Origin of the sequence: Chryseobacterium pennae (genome assembly GCF_003385515.1) — a bacterium.
Lineage (GTDB): Bacteria > Bacteroidota > Bacteroidia > Flavobacteriales > Weeksellaceae > Chryseobacterium > Chryseobacterium pennae.
In genome coordinates this window covers 1-18984 of sequence record NZ_QNVT01000007.1, presented here as the reverse complement: position 1 = coordinate 18984, position 18984 = coordinate 1, and the positions used below count along the sequence as shown (strand labels likewise).

At 36.1% G+C, this 18984-nt stretch carries 17 protein-coding genes, 7 tRNA genes and 1 other RNA gene; 18 read left to right on the top strand and 7 right to left on the bottom strand.

Going from position 1 to position 18984, the window contains the following annotated elements:
- Positions 1-12 precede the first annotated feature (12 nt).
- The 3 genes from DRF65_RS09100 (at position 13) to DRF65_RS09090 (ending at position 3591) form a co-directional block, all read left to right on the top strand.
- On the top strand, positions 13-1077 hold the full coding sequence (locus DRF65_RS09100) for a DUF695 domain-containing protein (RefSeq protein WP_115970449.1): 1065 nt from the start codon (positions 13-15) through the stop codon (positions 1075-1077).
- Between the two features lie 160 nt (positions 1078-1237).
- On the top strand, positions 1238-2161 hold the full coding sequence (hutG, locus tag DRF65_RS09095; protein WP_115970448.1) for a formimidoylglutamase: 924 nt from the start codon (positions 1238-1240) through the stop codon (positions 2159-2161).
- Positions 2162-2298: 137 nt separating this feature from the next.
- Positions 2299-3591 (top strand): aldehyde dehydrogenase family protein, encoded by a 1293-nt coding sequence (locus DRF65_RS09090; RefSeq protein ID WP_115970447.1) that lies wholly within the window; start codon positions 2299-2301, stop codon positions 3589-3591.
- Positions 3592-3703: 112 nt separating this feature from the next.
- Here the strand turns inward: DRF65_RS09090 and pyk are convergent, their stop codons facing one another.
- Genes pyk through DRF65_RS09065 form a run of 5 tightly spaced genes read right to left on the bottom strand, consistent with a single transcriptional unit; the run spans position 3704 to position 7885 of the window.
- Positions 3704-5149, bottom strand: a complete 1446-nt coding sequence (pyk, locus tag DRF65_RS09085; RefSeq protein WP_115970581.1) for a pyruvate kinase — start codon at positions 5147-5149, stop codon at positions 3704-3706.
- The gene (locus DRF65_RS09080) at positions 5142-5615 is read right to left on the bottom strand and encodes an IPExxxVDY family protein (protein ID WP_115970446.1); all 474 of its coding nucleotides are present in this window, start codon (positions 5613-5615) and stop codon (positions 5142-5144) included. The genes pyk and DRF65_RS09080 overlap by 8 nt, the downstream gene beginning before the upstream one ends.
- Positions 5593-6357: a ribonuclease III gene (rnc, locus tag DRF65_RS09075; RefSeq protein ID WP_115970445.1), complete on the bottom strand. Its 765-nt coding sequence runs from the start codon at positions 6355-6357 to the stop codon at positions 5593-5595. Before rnc ends, DRF65_RS09080 begins: the two co-directional genes overlap by 23 nt.
- A 9-nt stretch (positions 6358-6366) precedes the next feature.
- The gene (fabF, locus tag DRF65_RS09070) at positions 6367-7611 is read right to left on the bottom strand and encodes a beta-ketoacyl-ACP synthase II (RefSeq protein WP_115970444.1); all 1245 of its coding nucleotides are present in this window, start codon (positions 7609-7611) and stop codon (positions 6367-6369) included.
- 34 nt (positions 7612-7645) lie between these two features.
- Positions 7646-7885 (bottom strand): acyl carrier protein, encoded by a 240-nt coding sequence (locus tag DRF65_RS09065; protein ID WP_002976354.1) that lies wholly within the window; start codon positions 7883-7885, stop codon positions 7646-7648.
- A gap of 394 nt (positions 7886-8279) precedes the next feature.
- Here DRF65_RS09065 and catB point away from each other — a divergent pair, with 394 nt between their 5' ends.
- From catB to DRF65_RS28810, 5 genes are all read left to right on the top strand, one after another.
- Positions 8280-8909: a type B chloramphenicol O-acetyltransferase gene (gene catB / locus DRF65_RS09060; RefSeq protein WP_115970443.1), complete on the top strand. Its 630-nt coding sequence runs from the start codon at positions 8280-8282 to the stop codon at positions 8907-8909.
- A gap of 161 nt (positions 8910-9070) precedes the next feature.
- Positions 9071-10486, top strand: coding sequence for an aldehyde dehydrogenase family protein (locus DRF65_RS09055; RefSeq protein ID WP_115970442.1), 1416 nt, complete (start codon positions 9071-9073; stop codon positions 10484-10486).
- 72 nt (positions 10487-10558) lie between these two features.
- Positions 10559-11350, top strand: a complete 792-nt coding sequence (locus DRF65_RS09050) for a helix-turn-helix domain-containing protein (protein ID WP_115970441.1) — start codon at positions 10559-10561, stop codon at positions 11348-11350.
- A 95-nt stretch (positions 11351-11445) separates the two neighbouring features.
- A complete protein-coding gene (locus DRF65_RS28815) occupies positions 11446-11748 on the top strand; it encodes an NADPH-dependent FMN reductase (protein WP_228438595.1) in 303 nt (100 codons plus the stop codon).
- The gene (locus DRF65_RS28810) at positions 11723-12007 is read left to right on the top strand and encodes an NADPH-dependent FMN reductase (RefSeq protein WP_228438593.1); all 285 of its coding nucleotides are present in this window, start codon (positions 11723-11725) and stop codon (positions 12005-12007) included. Before DRF65_RS28815 ends, DRF65_RS28810 begins: the two co-directional genes overlap by 26 nt.
- Before the next feature lie 54 nt (positions 12008-12061).
- Here DRF65_RS28810 and ssrA read toward each other — a convergent pair.
- Together ssrA and DRF65_RS09035 are read right to left on the bottom strand one after the other, a co-directional pair.
- Positions 12062-12460: a transfer-messenger RNA gene (gene ssrA / locus DRF65_RS09040) on the bottom strand.
- A gap of 132 nt (positions 12461-12592) precedes the next feature.
- Complete coding sequence (locus DRF65_RS09035) at positions 12593-16009, bottom strand: choice-of-anchor L domain-containing protein (protein WP_115970440.1); 3417 nt, start codon at positions 16007-16009, stop codon at positions 12593-12595.
- Positions 16010-16281: 272 nt separating this feature from the next.
- Between DRF65_RS09035 and rpsU the strand changes: the two genes are divergently transcribed.
- The 10 genes from rpsU to DRF65_RS08985 all read left to right on the top strand — a co-directional run bounded on the left by rpsU (position 16282) and on the right by DRF65_RS08985 (position 18714).
- Complete coding sequence (rpsU, locus tag DRF65_RS09030) at positions 16282-16479, top strand: 30S ribosomal protein S21 (protein WP_045501128.1); 198 nt, start codon at positions 16282-16284, stop codon at positions 16477-16479.
- Between the two features lie 79 nt (positions 16480-16558).
- Positions 16559-17446, top strand: coding sequence for a tyrosine-type recombinase/integrase (locus DRF65_RS09025; RefSeq protein WP_115970439.1), 888 nt, complete (start codon positions 16559-16561; stop codon positions 17444-17446).
- Positions 17443-17733: an HPF/RaiA family ribosome-associated protein gene (locus tag DRF65_RS09020; protein ID WP_115970438.1), complete on the top strand. Its 291-nt coding sequence runs from the start codon at positions 17443-17445 to the stop codon at positions 17731-17733. Before DRF65_RS09025 ends, DRF65_RS09020 begins: the two co-directional genes overlap by 4 nt.
- Before the next feature lie 107 nt (positions 17734-17840).
- A tRNA-Thr gene (locus tag DRF65_RS09015) sits at positions 17841-17914 on the top strand.
- Positions 17915-17933: 19 nt separating this feature from the next.
- A tRNA-Tyr gene (locus tag DRF65_RS09010) sits at positions 17934-18014 on the top strand.
- An 88-nt stretch (positions 18015-18102) separates the two neighbouring features.
- Positions 18103-18175, top strand: a tRNA-Gly gene (locus DRF65_RS09005).
- An 89-nt stretch (positions 18176-18264) separates the two neighbouring features.
- Positions 18265-18338 (top strand) — tRNA-Thr (locus tag DRF65_RS09000).
- 20 nt (positions 18339-18358) lie between these two features.
- A tRNA-Tyr gene (locus tag DRF65_RS08995) sits at positions 18359-18439 on the top strand.
- An 89-nt stretch (positions 18440-18528) separates the two neighbouring features.
- Positions 18529-18601, top strand: a tRNA-Gly gene (locus DRF65_RS08990).
- 41 nt (positions 18602-18642) lie between these two features.
- Positions 18643-18714 (top strand) — tRNA-Thr (locus tag DRF65_RS08985).
- The last annotated feature ends 270 nt before the right edge of the window (positions 18715-18984 follow it).

Below are 18984 nucleotides of genomic sequence, written 5' to 3'. Positions count from 1 at the left end.
ATACTATTTGAAATGGAGCAGAAGCAGTTGGATTATAAAGATTTTTGGGATTGGTTTCTAGCAAAAGAAAAATACTTTTATGAGATCGTTAAAAACGGTGGCCAGGAAGCAATTGAAAAAGATTTTTTTGATCATATTGCTGCCAAGCTAAGACAGATCAATGAAGGATTTTACTTTCTGACCGGGATGAGCAATGATTCTACAGCAGAATTAGTTTTTACGGCAGATGGAGAAATCCGGAACATTGTTTTTATAGAAGAACTTATAGAAGCAGCTCCTACACTTGGTCATTGGAAGTTTACAGCCTTAAAGCCTGAAAAAAATATAGAAAATGTAGGCGTTGAGATGGGAGAGTATAGCTTTTCGAAAGATAATATTTTCTTCTATTCCAAAGAGCAGGAAGAATATCCCGATGAAATTGACTTAGTCTTTGTTTATGATGGAAATGCTGAAAATAAAAACGCTGTAACAACAGGTGTCTGCATCTTTTTGGATAGCTTTTTAGGAGAATTGAATTTTGCGACTCAGATTGATACTTTCACTGTAGTTGAAATAGACAAGGCTAAACAGGACCTTGTTCCTATTGAAAAACTGAAAGACTTCCTGTCATGGCGGGAAAGAGAATTTACAGAAAAGTATAAAAGTATAAAGAGCGCTGATGTTGAAGAAGAATTTTCTATTCTAAGAGCAACTCTTGATAATGAAAAACCCCTCATCGCCTGTATGAATCTCTCTTTATTAAATTATCATGAAAAAGCTTCCTATCCATGGATATCAGTCCTTAAGTTCCATTATAACGGTGAGCATAATGATGGACTTCCGGAAAAAGAAGATTTTGAAATATTAAGTGAAATTGAAGATAAAGCTATTGAAAACCTGAAAGAAAAAGGATATCTGTATATAGGCAGGGAAAGTTCAGACAACATCAAAGAAAGCTATTTTGCAGGTAAAGATTTCAGAGAAATCTCTAAAGTTTTTAAAACCATAAAAGATAGAAACCCTGAATATAAAATCTCATTCAATATCTTTAAAGATAAATACTGGCAGTATTTTAAGTATTATAATAACGCTGTTTAAAATAAAAAATGTGGATAAGCTTTTCTTTTCCACATTTTTTATAGGTAATATTCTTGCAACGAATTCTTTATATAATGTGCAAAGGAGTTTTTATATGTAAACAATATTAATTAGCTTTACTGAATAGAATGATGTGACTAAAATTGAATTTTAAAGGATTATGCTTCAAAATATTTGGCAGGGTAGATTAGATGGAGAAGAGCTTCTTTTCCACAGGCTATTTCAGAGAGTAAAGGAAGAACAGAATTACGATAATATTTTAACGAATGATTTCGCTTTGCACGGTTTTGCCGTGGATGAAGGAGTCAGGAGGAATAAAGGCCGTCAGGGTGCTAAAGATGCCCCCAACGTGATCAGAAAAAATATGGCTAATTTTCCAGTAATTCTTCCCAATTTTGCCATGCTGGATTTCGGAAACATTACTTGTGAGGATGGTAACCTGGAAAATACTCAGAACAATCTTGCCAAAAATGTTTCAAAAGTGCTTTTAAAAAGTGGTAAATCACTCGTTTTGGGTGGGGGACATGAAGTGACCTACGCTCATTATTTGGGGATTAAAACAGCTTTTCCGGAACAAAAAATAGGAATTATCAATATTGATGCTCACTTTGATAACAGGCAACCGGAAAAGGGAGTAGGACCAAGCTCAGGAACCGGATTCTGGCAAATAGCTCAGGAAGGATCTATTAATTCTTTACACATCGGGATTCAGAGGAATTCCAATACCTTAAAACTCTTTGATACAGCGCATCAATATGGAATGAAGTATATCCTTGCAGATGAATTATTCTTTGAAAACCTCCCTTCTATTTATCAGCGTATTGATGACTTGCTGGAGAATGTAGATTATGTTTATCTTACCATTTGTATGGATGTTTTTAATGCATCTATCGCTCCGGGGGTTTCAGCTTCAGCATATAATGGTATCTTTGCAGACGCAACCTTTATGCATTTTTACAGGCATATCTTAAAAAACAAAAAACTGGTTGCATTGGATGTAGCAGAAGTCAATCCGTCGTTCGATATTCAGGACAGAACGGCAAGACTTGCAGCTTGTCTGGTGAATGAATGGCTAATGATTTAAGAGAAGTCTATATTCTTCCGATAGAGAAAATCATTCTTTTTTTGACCCTTAAGGAATAGAATTTGCTGACTTTATCGTGCTTTTAAAATAAAAGTGCTCATAAATTCATTAGCTGAATTTAAAACAGAAATTATATTATGGAACAATTAATTGAAAACAAGCTTATTAAAGCAGATGGTGTGTTTTCAGTGTGGCGAAAAGTGCCGTTTGAAGAAAAGCAGAAGTTAATCGCAAAAGCAGCAGAAATACTAAAAAATAATTCAGAGAAATTTGGAAGGATCATTACTACGGAAATGAATAAACCCATTTCGGAATCGATTGCTGAGGTAGAAAAGTGCGCTTTAATGATGAACTATTATGCCAATGCTGAAAATATTTTAAAACCCGAAGAAATAGAATCTGAATTTACCTATTCTGAAGTTCATTATGCTCCTAAAGGAGTAATCCTAGGAGTAATGCCCTGGAACTTTCCTTTCTGGCAGGTATTGAGATTTGCTGTTCCTGCAATTTTGGCTGGAAATACAGTGGTTTTAAAACATGCTTCAATTTGTTTCGGAAGCGGAAATGCAATAGAAGAAGTGCTTTTGGAAGCAGGTTTCCCAGAAGGAGTATTCCAGAATCTTGAAGTAGGTCACAAAGCAGTAAAAGAAATTCTTGAGCACGATGCTGTAAAGGGAGTAAGTCTTACAGGAAGTGGAAAAGCAGGAGGTGAAGTAGCATCTATTGCAGGCCTAAATATTAAAAAATCTTTACTTGAATTGGGAGGAAGTGATGCATTTATCATTTTTGAGGATGCAGATCTTGAAGGAGCTGCAAAAGCCGGAGCAAAATCAAGGCTTCAAAACTGTGGACAAACTTGTACTGCAGCTAAAAGATTTATTATTGATGAAAAGATCGAAGATCAGTTTTTACCTATTTTCATTGAAGAATATAAAAAATATGAAATCGGAGATCCTTTAAATAAAGAAACTAGATTAGCAGGAATGGCAAGACCAGACTTGGCTGATGAGTTAGAAGCTCAGTTCAACAGAGCGTTGGAAAATGGTGCTGAAATCATTCTTCCTTTGGAGAGAATTTCAGAGAATCAATTTCAACCGGGTTTAATCAGAGTTAAGGAAGGAAATCCAATCTTAAAAGAAGAACTTTTCGGACCACTTGGAATGGTCATGATTGCAAAGGATGCTGAAGAAGCATTACAGATTGCCAATGATATTCCTTTCGGGCTTTCAAACTCTGTCTGGACTAAAGACAAAGACCGTCAGCTATTCTTTATTGAAAACCTGGAATCAGGAACTGTTAATATCAACAGAATGACCAGTTCTGACCCACGTTTCCCATTCGGAGGCTCAAAGGGTTCAGGGTATGGAACAGAGCTTTCTTTACATGCTTTAAAAGAGTTTGTAACCGCAAAGACTATTGTAGGTAACTAAGTTTTAAACCTATATTATAAAATAAAAACTCCCGAAAATCAATTTCCGGGAGTTTTTTATGCTTTGGCAAAAAGTAACTTTGCTTATTGCTTATTGCTTATTGCTTATTCAATTAAACTGTCGTTAATCTCAACGTATTAGTTTTACCCCCTTCATACGATGGAGTAGCATTGATGTTGATAACGAAGTCACCTGTCTCAATATAACCGTAATTATGGGTTAGCATATTTACCTGGATGATTGTTTCATCAGTAGATTTTTTCATATCGTAATAGTAAGCGTGAACACCCCAAAGAAGGTTCAGCATAGTAATTACTCTTTTGTTTCCACTGTATACGATAATCTGAGAGTTAGGTCTGTGAGCTGCAAGCTGGAAAGCTGTATATCCTGAGTGAGTCAAGGTTACGATCGCAGAAACGTTTGTTGTTTTAGCAATTCTTACCGCTGCAAGACATACCCTGTTCGTAATGAATCTCTCATCGATGCAGTTGTAGTCTTTTTCAATTGGTTCGTTTTTGTGTTGATAGAAGTGAGTGGTTTCAATGTTTTTCACAATTTTAGCCATATTTTCTACCACCTGTACCGGATATCTACCTACAGAAGTCTCTCCTGAAAGCATTACCGCATCAGCTCCATCCAATACAGAGTTGGCAACATCATTTACTTCCGCTCTGGTTGGCGTTAAGCTGTTGATCATTGTTTCCATCATCTGAGTGGCAATAATTACCGGCTTGGAATAGAATCTTGCTTTCTCTACCAGGTTTTTCTGGATAGCTGGAACTTCCTCCATTGGAACTTCAACTCCTAAGTCACCACGGGCAACCATCAGTCCATCACATTCCAATAAGATTTCTTCAATATTTTTAACCCCTTCAGGTTTTTCAATCTTAGCGATAATCGGAGTTTTGAATTTACCGTTTGGATGTTTTGCAATTAATTCTTTCAAATCAATGATATCCTGTGCATGACGTACGAAAGAAAGAGCAATCCAGTCTACCTCCATGTCAAGCATGAAGTTAGCATCCTGAATATCCTTTTCTGTCAATGCAGGGAGAGAAACATTCGTGTTAGGTAGATTAACTCCTTTTTTAGAACTTAACGGACCTCCCTGAATGGTTTTTGCTTTTACAGTATCTATTTCATTGGTTTCGATAACCTCCAACATCAGTTTTCCATCATCAATAAGGATTCTTTCCCCTACTTTTACATCCTGTGGAAACTGTTGATAAGTCATATAAACCTTGGTAGAGTCTCCTTCCATCTTTTCATTAGTGAAAGTAAGAATATCTCCAGGGTTCAGATATGATCCTTCTTTTACGACACCTACTCTTAGCTTAGGTCCCTGAAGGTCTCCTAAGATACCCACTGAATAACCATACTCGTTGTTTAGCTCTCTAATTATTTCAATATTTGATCGAACTAAGTCGTAATCTGCATGGGAAAAATTTATTCTGAAAATATCAACACCCGCCTTCATTAGATCTAACATTACCTCCTTCGATGATGAAGCAGGTCCTAGTGTTGCGATAATTTTTGTCTTCTTTAAATACTTATTCATAATACTGGATAATTTGATAAAGTTCCTCATCAGAACTCAGTGTATAATCTTGAATTGGAAAAACAAGATTTTCAGGGAGCAAAATTACGGAAAAATCAGGAAACTGTTCCGAACTATGCAGAATATATTCTACATCTACCTGATTATTTAATAAAAATTTAATATTTTCTTCTTCTGTAAAGAGCTCGGTTTGAACTTTTTTTTGTTTACTTTCAGAAGATTTATTTGAAATAAAGGTAAAACAGGTCTTAGAAAACTTGTGATAAGCTTCAAACCTTGGAAAAAAATAATCATAATAATCCCCATGAAAGACCATGTCTTTTTTTCTTGAAAAACTGAGATTGTTAAGTTGATTTATTTTATAGAAAAACTCATGAGCGGGTATATCTTTTGCTAATCTTACCAATCCTATGGCAATATCTTCAAATTCTACCTCATCCAGATCATAAAGTTTTTGAATTTCCAAGTATATTTTCTTTTTTATTTAAAATATAAAAAGCCCTCTGTGCTGCCTTTTCTTCAGCCTTTTTCTTGGAGGTTTCTGTGGCATTGGCAATCTTTTCATCACCCAGCCATACATGACAACGGAACATAACTGCCTTGTTGGGCTGTATTTCCTCACAGGTTTCGTACTTTATACTTACCTTCTTCTTCTGGCTCCATTCAAGAAGGAGACCTTTGTAGCTGACAATTTTATTTTCAAGTTTGTTAATTTCGGAAGGGGTCAGAAGTCTTTCCAGAATGATCTTTCTGCAAGCATCATAATGGAAATCCAGATAAACGGCACCGATTAAAGCTTCAAATAAATTTCCAGAGATATTTTCCCCTAAAGCTGAAGAATTATTCTGCTTTTGCAGAAGGTCTGTAAGCTTAAGGTCTTCCCCTAATTTATTAAGATTTTTCCTATTAACAATCTTAGATTTCATCTGTGTCAGATATCCTTCATTAGCCTGAGGATAGGTCTGGAACAAATGACAAGAAATAATTGTACCCAAAACAGAATCTCCTAAAAATTCAAGCCTTTCGTAATTACTGTCTTGATTTTTAGAAGAATTTTTTAAAGAAAAAGCCTCACGGTAAAGAGCCATATTTTCTACCTCTGTACCCAAAACTTTTTTAAGTTCAGTACTGAGGAAATAATCTCTTTCCGTTAATTGTCTTTTTCTTTTTTTGAGAAGGAATTTAGAAAAGTATTTCTGTAACTCCATTCATTGAATTTAGATTTTCTTAAATAGAACGCAAGCGTTATGCCCGCCAAATCCAAAAGTATTGCTCATGGCTACTTTTACATCTTTCTTAACGGCAGTGTTAAACGTAAAGTTTAGTCTGCTGTCAATCTTTTCATCATCAGTGAAATGGTTAATGGTAGGAGGAACAATACCATGAATAATAGTTCCTAACGCAGCGATAGCCTCAATAACACCTGCAGCCCCTAAAAGGTGACCTGTCATTGACTTTGTAGAATTGATCTGAATGTCAAAAGCATGCTCGCCTAATAATTTCGAAATTGCGTTGGATTCTGCGATATCTCCTAATGGAGTAGAAGTACCATGCATGTTGATATGATCTACTTCATCAGCAGTTAAGCCTGCATCTTCCAAACAGTTTTTCATTACCAGATAAGCACCAAGGCCTTCAGGATGTGGAGCAGTCATATGATATGCATCTGCACTCATACCGCCTCCTAATAATTCTGCATAAATTGTAGCCCCACGTTTTACCGCGTGCTCATATTCTTCAAGAATAATACATCCAGCACCTTCACCTAATACAAATCCATCTCTGTCTTTGTCAAAAGGTCTTGAAGCTGTTGTAGGATCATCATTTCTTGTAGAAAGTGCCATCATTGCATTGAATCCACCGACACCACTTGCCGTAACGGCTGCTTCAGAGCCTCCGCACACAATCACGTCTGCTTTCCCTAATTGGATAAGCATCTTGGAATCAATTATAGCATTAGCTGAAGAAGCACATGCAGATACAGTTGTATAGTTAGGACCATGGAAACCATATTCAATTGAGATCTGACCAGGAGTCATATCAGCAATCATCTTAGGAATAAAGAACGGGTTGAATCTAGGAATCTCCGTATTTGCCCATCCTAAAACTTCCGTTTCAAATGTTTCCAGACCTCCGATTCCGGAGCCCCAAATTACACCAACTCTGTTTTTATCTACATTATCTTCAATAATGCCGGAATGTGCTACTGCTTCTTTAGCAGCAACAAGCCCCAATTGAGTATTTCGGTCCATTTTTTTAGCTTCTTTCTTATCGAAATGCTGTAATGGATCGAAACCTTTCACCTCACAAGCGAACTTGGTTTTAAAGTTTGTGGCATCAAAAAGAGTAATCGGAGCGGCTCCGCTCTCACCTTTTACAAGATTTTCCCAGTATTCTTTTGCATTATTTCCGATTGGTGTTATTGCTCCAAAACCTGTTACAACTACTCTTTTTAATTCCATAAACTTTGTTTAATTTCTTTTTTGTTGAAGAATATTATTTATTTACTACTTCTTCGATGTAAGCGATAGCGTGCCCTACAGTAGTAATTTTTTCAGCTTGGTCATCAGGGATCTGAATGTTAAATTCTTTTTCAAATTCCATGATTAACTCAACTGTATCTAGTGAATCTGCTCCTAAATCGTTAGTGAAGCTAGCTTCAGGAGTTACTTCTGTTTCTTCAACGTCAAGCTTATCAGCGATGATAGCTTTTACTCTTGATGCAATGTCTGACATAGTAAATTATTTTTTTAATTGTTAGATGCTGCAAATATATAAAATTCTTTACGATAAAACATTTTTTTAGTCTTTTTTGTGGACAGAGAGTTTTCATTTTAGATGAGCTGTGTTTAGTGTTTTAGTTTTCAGCTATTTATATTTGATTGGATTATAGAGTATTAATTTTAAATTGCTGATAGACTGAATTATTTTCTGAATAAAATGGTTGAAAAAAGTCAGATTTTGTCTTTTCCGGATCAAAAATGAATGAAAAGTCTATGCTTTTTTACCTATATTTGTGTGTTATGAAATTAACACGTTAGCTTTTTTGAATTAACAAAACCTATTTTTTTCTAAAGAATGGCTTACAGCTGTTCTCTTTATCTCTATTGTTATATTTAAAAGCTAAAAAATGAAAAATTTCTTTGAAAGTCCTTTTAAAGGCAAAATCATACAAGACCATATTCAGAACCCCAATATTATTGCTGGAAAATATTCTTATTATTCAGGATATTACCACGGTCATTCCTTTGACGACTGTGCCCGGTATCTGCTCCCTGATAGAAATGATGTAGATAAGTTAATTATTGGTTCCTATTGTTCCATAGGAAGTGGTGCCAGTTTTATCATGTGTGGAAATCAGGGACATCGCTATGACTGGATTTCAAGTTTTCCCTTCTATTATATGTCAGAAGTGGAATGCTTTCAAAATAGTAAAGATGCCTTTGAATCAGCAGGTGATACTGTCATCGGAAATGACGTCTGGATTGGTACGGAGGCAATGGTCATGGCTGGAGTTAAAATTGGTGACGGAGCAGTGATTGGGAGCCGTGCTCTGGTAACCAAAGATGTAGAACCTTATACAATTGTAGGGGGAAACCCAGCAAAACCCATCAGAAAAAGGTTTAGTGAACATCATATAGCACTGTTGCTTGAAATGAAATGGTGGGAATGGGATGAAATAATTCTTGAGAAAGTGCTTCCCATACTTTGCTCTGCAGATATTGATGCACTCTACGAATTTTATAAAAAGATGAAATAATTCAAAAGGCCCTATTTTAAGGGTCTTTTTTGTTTTCTAATGGGTATGTTTTTCACGTTATATTTTTTTGAGCTTTTTAACAAAGTTGAATTGAGCTTCTTGGCAAAGCTATGAGTGATCTATTGTCAGAAATTTGTCATGTAAAATTAAAATAAATACATATGAAAAATATTGACCAAGCCTATATTAATGGCGAATTTATTACACTGAGTGGTACTGAAACTTTTGACCTCATTAATCCTTCCAACCATCAGAAAATTGGAGAGGTGGTATTGGGAAATGAAATAGATACCCAAAAAGCGATTATTGCTGCAAAAGAAGCTTTTAAAACATTTTCAAAGTCAACTGTAGAAGAACGTATTGTTATTCTTCAAAATGTAAGGAAAGCTGTTGAAAGTAGAGAAAAAGATCTCATTGAGACGATGATTCTGGAATATGGTGGAACTAGACAGTTTTGTACCATGAGTTTTCAAAATATGCTAAGTGGCTTCGATAGTATGATAGAAGTTTTGCGTCATTTTGAATTTACCCGAAAAGCAGGAAACACCAGGGTAGAAATGACACCTGTAGGAGTAGTGGGAATTATTACCCCTTGGAATTCCAGTAATAGTTTTATCTGTAGCAAATTTGCAACAGCTGTTGCTGCTGGTTGTACAGTGGTAGTAAAGCCTAGTGAAATGAGTGCAATGCAAACGCAGGTTATTATGGAGTGCTTCCATAATGCGGGACTTCCAAAAGGAATTTTTAATTTAGTGAATGGATTAGGGAATGTTGTTGGAAGTGAAATAGTAAATAGTTCTTATATTTCTAAAATATCATTTACCGGTTCTACACAGACAGGGAAAATGATTGCGAAAGAGGCTGTAGGTTCTATGAAAAGGGTAACATTGGAACTCGGAGGAAAGTCACCAAATATTATCCTTGATGATGCTGATTTGAAACAGGTAATTCCTCAGGCAGTGTTTGGTGCCTATATGAATAGTGGTCAGGCTTGTGTTGCTCCAACACGTTTACTGGTTCCTTATTCAAAGCTTGCGGAAGTAAACACTATTGCAAAAGAAGTGATTCAACAGGTAAGGGTAGGAAATCCGGAGGATGAAAACACGAATGTAGGACCAATGGTTTCAGAAAAACAATATGAACGGGTACAAAGTTATATTAAGATTGGAGTAGAAGAGGGTGCCGAGTTATTGTCAGGAGGTATAGGGAAGCCTGAAGGTCTGGAAAATGGTAACTTTGTCAAGGCTACTATTTTTACCAATGTAAAGAATGAAATGAGAATAGCACAGGACGAAATTTTTGGTCCGGTACTTTCAATCATCCCATATGAGAATGAAGAAGATGCTATTGCGATTGCAAATGACACTACATATGGATTAGCTGCTTATGTTTCATCATCAGATGAACAGCGTGCATTAAACGTAGCTTCACAGATAGATGCGGGAAGAGTTTGTGTAAATGGTTTTAAACATGATCCCTTAGCACCTTTTGGAGGTTTTAAACAGTCGGGTATAGGAAGGGAATTTGGGGTTTATGGCTTAGAAGAATACCTTGAGCCGAAATCTATTTTAGTATAAAATAATTAAAAGCAGTATCTTTAACAGTCACATCAGAATTTTTTTGGTTTGACTGTATTTCAAAGTATTATCATGTCTGAAAATCTGGATTATATCAATTACTCATGTTACTTTACGGTTTTCCGTGAAGGAGAACAGTTTGTTTCTTATAATGCATTGTCTATGGTGATTTCAGGAGAAATGGAACTTAATGACGGAGTACATAGAAGAGTGTTCCGAAGTGGAGATGTGTATCTTGTTCAGAAGAATCAGCTTTTAAAATTCCTGAAAAAGCCATGTGAAGAGGAAGGATTTAAATCACTGTCTATAAGATTTGATGATACTTTACTAAAGCAAATGAGTACTGAGGAAGATTTTATATTGCAGGAAAAAAAGAAAACACCGGCATTTATCAATTTATCAGAAGTTTCATATTTAAAATATTTTATGGAATCTTTGTTGCAATATCAGGATCTTTTAGAAAATAAATCTCCAGAACTAGCTTTGGTAAAGCAAAAAGAGGCGTTGTTGCTTTTATTTGGACACGATGTAACCCTTAAAAATATTTTATATGACAGTTATGATCCATATAAAATCAACCTTGAAGAGTTTATGTTGAAGAATTATCATTTTAATGTAAAGCTAGACCGTTTTGCTTATCTCACCGGAAGAAGTTTGGCAACATTTAAAAGAGACTTTGAAAAAATCTTTGGAATTGCTCCCAGAAAATGGCTGCTTCAAAAGAGGTTACAGGAAGCCCGGTATTTGTTGGAGAAAGGCAAAAAAGCGTCTGATATTTATCTGGATCTGGGATTTGAAGACCTGTCTCATTTTTCTTTTACCTTTAAAAAGCAGTTTGGTCTATCCCCCAGTATGATATCTTAATATTCTATTGCTGTTATCTGGTAATCCGGATTTTCCTGATATTGTCGCATTATTTTTGCTGTTATCAATAGTATAATCACTTAAATACTATTATTATGAACAAAGTAATCGGACTTATAGCCGGCAGTTTACGGAAAGAATCTTTCTCTAAAAAAATAGCAAAAGCCTTAATTTCTATGGCTCCTCATGGTTTTGAGTTTAAAATTATTTCAATAGACAATTTGCCAATATACAACCAGGATTTTGATGATTATAATAATGTTCCTGAATCTTATGTGAAATTCAGAGATGAAATAAAAAACCTTGCCGGAGTTGTTTTTATTACCCCAGAGCACAACAGATCTGTTCCCGCGGTATTGAAAAATGCTATAGATGTTGGTTCGAGGCCTGCCAGGTAAGAATGTATGGGATGGAAAGCCGGGAGCGGTATTCAGTAGTTCGCCGGGAAATTTATCAGGCTTTGGAGCTAATCATCATTTGAGGCAAAGTCTTGTTTTTTTGAATGTCCCTGCGATGCAGCAACCTGAAGCTTATTTGCCTCATATTGATAAAGTATGGGATGAAAACGGGGATTTAAAAGATGAAGAAGTGAGAAATTTTCTCCAGAAAGCTGTAGGTGCTTATATTGAATGGTTTAAAAAGAATAGCACTTCATAATATATGTTGTATTATAGAAAAAAACCACTGAATAAATCAGTGGTTTTTATATTTCTGTGGAGTTGGAGGGATTCGAACCCTCGTCCAAACAAGCAACACATAAGCTTTCTACATGCTTATTCTACCATTGGTTTTCGACTGAAGGCAGAGGATAGACACCCAACTTCCAGCTTATCTTCTAAGGTTTTCGAATTTCAGCCGAAGCTTCTGAAATCTTATTTCTACATTACTATATCTCAGGATCAAACGCCGTAGAACGGAGCATTTGTGAGACATCTTGCTTCCTTACTATCTTCGGGAAAGCGCTTGAATCTTACTTTATTCGGATTAAGCTGCAAGAGCGAACTCTTCGTTGCCAGTTAAAATTTTGTAGCAAGGGATTTAAGAGATCGCGCTACGGTTCTCTGCATGCTTACTTACCCATTGATCTTGCTGTCGAAACCAGTCAACCCCATGAATAAAGTGAATGCAAAGGTAATACTTTTTGTTTACATACCATTAATACTCTGGATTACTTTTTAAAATAATAATGAAGACAGTGATGATCAATTAGAAATGCCGGCACAATGGCCGGCATATAAAATTTTAGTTTCTGTTTTTTAAGAGTATCCATCCTGATGATGTGACAGGTTTTTTAGTAATTCGGTCTTCCCATGATAATGTATACCAGTAAGTGCCGGTAGGAAGTGGACGATCTAAAAATGTCCCATCCCAGACAGGTTTTTTAGTACCTATTTTGAAAACATTTTTTCCATACCTATCAAATATATTACCCTGAAAATTTCCATATTTACTGATGATACTGAAATCGATGACATCATTGATACCATCATAATTGGGCGTGATAATATTGGCCATGAAAAAAGTATAATATTCAATATGGGATGCGCATGATGCTCCTTTATTCTTTACAACAATATAATATTGGGAATTTCTGAGAATATTTTGAAAAACAGGAGAAGACTGCCAGGTGACACCATTATCAATAGAGTATTCTAAAGGTGTATTCCCATTATTCTTTGCATGTATTGTTAATGTATTGTATTTGTAGGTTATTTCCTGTATTTCCGGTACGGCAATATAAGAAACGGTTGCTGTAAAGATTTTAGAACAATTTTCGTTACTGATCTTTACAGAATAACTTCCTGCAGTATTGGTGAGAATTGTCTGGGTCGTGGCTCCATTGTTCCATAGGTAAGTGTATTGGGGCCCGGGGCCTGCATCTAAAAGGGCTTTATCACCTTGGCATATTTCAATATTATGTAGTGTAGATATAATTTCAGGGACAACTTTAATGGTTACGGTTGTTGTAGAGCTACAGCCGTTTGGATTGGTTCCTGTAACTGAATATGTTGTGGTGATAGTGGGTGCTACGGTTTGAGTATTTCCTGTTCCCGATAATCCGGACCATGTATAGGTTGTAGCTCCTGAAGCTGTAATGATTACAGAATCTCCTTGACATATTGTGAGAGATGAAGCTGAAATAGAAATTATAGGAAGAGTTGTATTTTTTGTTACAGTTACTGAAGCTTGTTTTGTACATCCGTTGGCGGTGGGATTAGTAATAGTAAGTGTATAGACTCCACTGTTACTTACAATGGGAGTCAAAGTATTAGTGCCTGATACAATATTCCCTCCATTTGCTGCAGTCCATAAAAATGTTGCTCCTGCTTGATAAACGGATGTAGTAGCATCTAATGTAATTTGCTTATTGATACAGTTGATCTCCTCGGGTATAGCAATGTTGACTGTGATCTTGGGATCCATTGTTACAGTTATTGATTTTTGATACTGACATCCCGCTCCAGTTGTTACAATAACAGTATAAGTTCCGGGAGTACTTACAGTATTGCTGGCGGTGTTTACCCCGTTTGACCAGGAAAAGCTGTTTCCATTTCCTGTTGCAGTAGCGGTTAATGTGGTAGAAGCTCCTCCACAGAAAGTTGTATTTCCTATGATGTTTAGGTTAGGATTTGCTTCTTTGGTAATTGTGACAGAGGTGGGAAGGCTTGTACAGGCCCCGTTGCTGTTCGTTAGCGTATAAGTGCCTGGAGTGGTCACAGTAATGCTTGGCGTAGTTTCTCCGGTTGACCATGTATTGCCTGTTGGAAGATTGGAAGTCAGGATTATGCTATTGTTACCACAGATTACTTGAGAGGAAGCTGAGATTGTTGGAATAGGTATTATATCTTGCGTTACTGTTACTGATTTTTGATATTTACATCCATTGCTGGTTTCTACTGTGACAGTATAAGTTCCAGCTGTGGAAACGGTGATAGAGTTTCCGGTTGCTCCATTTGACCATGTATAGGTGTTTCCCGCTCCCGATGAAGATGCGGTGAGCTGTGTTGGAGCGTTGCATAATGAGAGTTTGCCGGTTATCTGTATGTTAGGATCTGCTTCGGCGGTGATGGTTACAGAAGCTGGTTGGCCTGTACATTCTCCTAAGCTGTTTGTTAAAGTGTAGACTCCGGATGTTGTGATGGTAATTGACTGGGTGGTTTCTCCAGTAGACCAGGTGTTGCCGGAGGCATGATTGGAGGTTAGTGTTGCACTCTGTCCATAACATATAGTGGATGTGGAAGCTGTAATAGTGGTAATGATTTCATTGGCCTTGACTAGGCTGAGTTCTGCGACCTTATTACATAATCCATTTTTTACCAATACATAGATTGTCTGATTTCCAGGACTTGAATAGGCTGTTGGGGTACCAATGGTATTTGTATTTCCGGAATTAGCATCAGATAGGTTTTGATAATAGTGAAATGTAACCCCTGGTGTTGTACTTATAGAAGATTGTGCTGAGGTTAAGTTATATATAGCATTTCCGGAAGTATAGCATGTTGTTAATTTAGTATTTTGTACTGTAGCAGATGTACCTGTTGTGACGGTGATACTGGCTGTCCCTGGACATGCATTTCCAGGTAGGATCACTTGTACACTGTACACTCCTGGCTGTGTTACGGTATGGTTTGCCGAGGTGGCAGCTGGAATAGGAATGTTGTTGAATGACCATTGATAGGTAGGGTTTCCGGCCTGAACCGATGCAGTAAGAACTTGTGACTTGTTATCGCAAAGGTTGATGAAAGGGGGGAGTTGAACACCTGTAGGGTCTAATATTTTGACTCCGATATCAAAAGAACCTGCTTCCAGGAATACCCCGGAATCAAATAGAGAATCACCAAAATCTGCCAGAACTATTTTGAAATGATAGGTCTGGCCGGGAATGACCGTAGCTTTTGCTGTTAATGGTATTGTGCGGCCTTTAAAATTGGTTACAGTTTGTGAAGGATTCAATCCACCAAAGTATTGAACATTCTTTGGCCCGCAGGACAACTGGGAAGGAATGATGTTGGTTACACTTACAGGTTCTCCATTAGGAAGGGCAGCAAGGTTAGTATAATCAGGGTCTCCCACTTTTTTTAATAGTAAGGCAAAACCATCGGTAAAACTACATGTAAAATTACTCTGATATTCCGTAGAAGCAAATAAATATTTAAATGATACCTCAGTGGATAAAGGAATAAAATCAAATTCTATAAAAGTGGCATTGAATAAATCTGAATTGGAAATTCCTAATGCTGTTGCCAAATCTGTATCTCCGCCGGAAGGGAGATTATCGCCTAAATCTGCCTGGAAATTATTTCCTGCTCTTCTGGCAAATCCGGTTGAAAGCATTATGCCTTTTTCAAATGGGAAATTTGTAGTAGCCTTATTAAAGTATCCCCAGCTTCTGTTCTGGTTGGTGGCAGCCAAATTCAGAGATACCATCACATTGCTAACATTAGCTCCAGTACATGTAGATCCTCCTGTAATAAGTACATCTTTTACTAATTGTGTTATGTCATAATTGGACTCAGGATATGGAGCAGAGTTAATATCTATAAAAGCACCAGCTTTCATACTGGCCGGACCTGGTTTCTGTGGAGGTATCTTAGTTCTTTGCTGAGAAAATACAAAACTGCTGAAGAAAATTAAGGAAATAAACAGGTGTCGAGTCATTTGTGTGTTTTTTTGCAAAATAAAATTTACTATTCTTATTTCCTATTTAAAACACTGTTAGTTAGTGTTTTAGGTTGTTTTTCAAGTTTGAGATATTTTTAATAGAATTTTATTCTAAATTAATAACTTGTTTCGGTGGATTCTTTAACTTATTAGTTTTATAAAGGATGGAGGATTAGGGAATTCCATGAGTTGTTGAAAATAAAAATGCTTTTAATTTTGTGTTTTAAGAAAAAATGTTTAGTTTTGCAATCCAAAATGAGATGTAAAATATGTTAATAATTCCAGTTAAAGATGGTGAATCCATCGACAGAGCTTTAAAAAAATACAAAAGAAAATTTGATAAAACAGGTACAGTTCGTCAATTAAGATCTAGACAAGCGTTTATCAAGCCTTCTGTAACTTTGAGACAATCTAAGTTGAAAGCTGCTTACAAGCAAAGAGCACTTAGCAAGGAAGAGCAGGCTTAAGAATTTTTTCTTAAACACATATTAATTCACTTCTTAAATTCTTATATTTGAGAAGTGAATTTTTATTTTATATCCCATGATGCTGGAAAAGTTTTTAGAATATCTACAATTCGAAAAAAGGTACTCTCCCCACACGATTACAAGCTACAAAAAAGACCTTGACGACTTTTCCCATTTCTATCTCCGAACAGAATCTTCTGAAGATATTTCGAAAGCTGATAAAAAAATTATCAGAAACTTTATTGTTGATTTAAGTGAAAAGAATATCTCAAAAAGAAGTATCAATAGGAAATTATCTTCTCTTAGAAGTTTTTATCTATTTCTATTAAAAATAGGTGAAATAAAAATTTCTCCCACGGAAGGAGTCTCTTCTCTTAAGTTTTATGCTGAAAAACAGATCCCTATGTCTGAAGAAGAAATGAAAGATCTTAATGAACGTGTCTTTGGGCAAATGCATGATATATTGGAGAAATCTATTATGGAGGTTCTTTATCAGACAGGAATGCGTAAAGCGGAACTTTGTGGCCTGGTATTTGAACATGTTGACTTAAATGGAAATGAATTAAAAATCATCGGAAAAGGGAACAAAGAAAGAGTAGTTCCTATTTCCGGAGAGTTGTCTGAGCTTCTTAAAAATTATTTGAAAATAAGAAATCCGCAGGCAGAATATCAAACCTGTTTTTTTGTCAATAAGAAAGGGAAAAAACTCAACGAAAAATTTGTTTATGTGGTAGTTAATAAGTACCTTAGTCTTATAACAACGAAAGAAAAAAAAAGTCCTCATATCCTTCGGCATAGCTTTGCTACTCACGTATTGGATAATGGGGCGGAGATCTCCAAAGTAAAAAAAATATTAGGGCATTCCAGTCTTGCAAGTACTCAAGTGTATACGAATGCTAATATTGAACAATTGAAAAAAGTGTTTAATCAAGCTCACCCTCGAGCATCAAAAAAAGAAGAATTATGAAGATCACAGTACAATCAATTGGTTTAACTCCACATGAACCACTAGAATCACACATCGAAAAAAAAGTAAGCAAGCTAGAAACATTCTATGATAAAATTCATGAGTGTAAAATATTTCTAAAAGTAGAAAATAATGCTGATAAAGCTAACAAAACAGCTGAGATTATTTTAGCGGTTCCGGGAGATGATATTGTAGTAAAAAAGACAAGTGCAAGTTTTGAGGAAAGTTTGGACCTTTGCGTTGATACTGCTAAAAAGCTATTAATCAAGAAAAAAGAAATGGCATAGAAAAAAAAATAAAAAAAGTTTATAAAATATTTGAGAATTCAAAAAATCCGTTCTATCTTTGCAATCGCAAAAAAGGAACAGCGATCTTTTGAATTCTTTTTTATTTTGCCTCCATAGCTCAGTTGGCCAGAGCACGTGATTTGTAATCTCGGGGTCGTGGGTTCGAATCCCTCTGGAGGCTCATAAAATATAAAAAATCTGGGGAGATTCCAGAGTGGCTAAATGGGACTGACTGTAACTCAGTTGCTTCGGCTTCGTAGGTTCGAATCCTGCTCTCCCCACTTTATATTTTTGAAAAAAAAACTTGCAAGATTAAAAAATAATTCTTAGTTTTGCACAGCGTTTACCAATAGTTTTGGAAACAAAATTGCGGAAGTAGCTCAGTTGGTAGAGCGTCAGCCTTCCAAGCTGAATGTCGCGGGTTCGACCCCCGTCTTCCGCTCACAAAAATCAATATTTAAAGTTGATTTTTTTAACACTGAAATGCGTAGAGTAGAGTTTCTCAATCGCTTTCAGTCTAAAAGTTAAATTGCCTCCATAGCTCAGTTGGCCAGAGCACGTGATTTGTAATCTCGGGGTCGTGGGTTCGAATCCCTCTGGAGGCTCAATTTAATATAAAATATCTGGGGAGATTCCAGAGTGGCTAAATGGGACTGACTGTAACTCAGTTGCTTCGGCTTCGTAGGTTCGAATCCTGCTCTCCCCACTATATTTTATATTAGAAAAAAGTTTGCAGAATTAAAAATTAATTCTTAGTTTTGCAAAGCGTTTACCAATAATTTTGGAAACAAAATTGCGGAAGTAGCTCAGTTGGTAGAGCGTCAGCCTTCCAAGCTGAATGTCGCGGGTTCGACCCCCGTCTTCCGCTCAATAAAAATCATGCTACTTAGTGTGATTTTTTTAGTTGATGCCGACTTAGCTCAGCGGTAGAGTGCTTCCTTGGTAAGGAAGAGGTCACGGGTTCAAGTCCCGTAGTTGGCTCTCGATTTTCCCGAATTTTTTCGGGAATTTTTTTTTGCTCAAAATTCAGATTAAGAAAAATACTGATGGTGATAGAGTAAAATAGTTATACACTTGTTTAAAAATAAACAAAAGATCGGATCGGTATAAAACTTCAGGTGATACAAAAAGCTTAGGTAATCTAGGATCAGCACCAAAAGTTGTGGATTACGCAAAAAGTTTGGTTAATCTAAAAAGAAAAAAAGATTTATCTTTTACTCCTCTGAGCTGTAATCTAAAGTTTTTGATTTT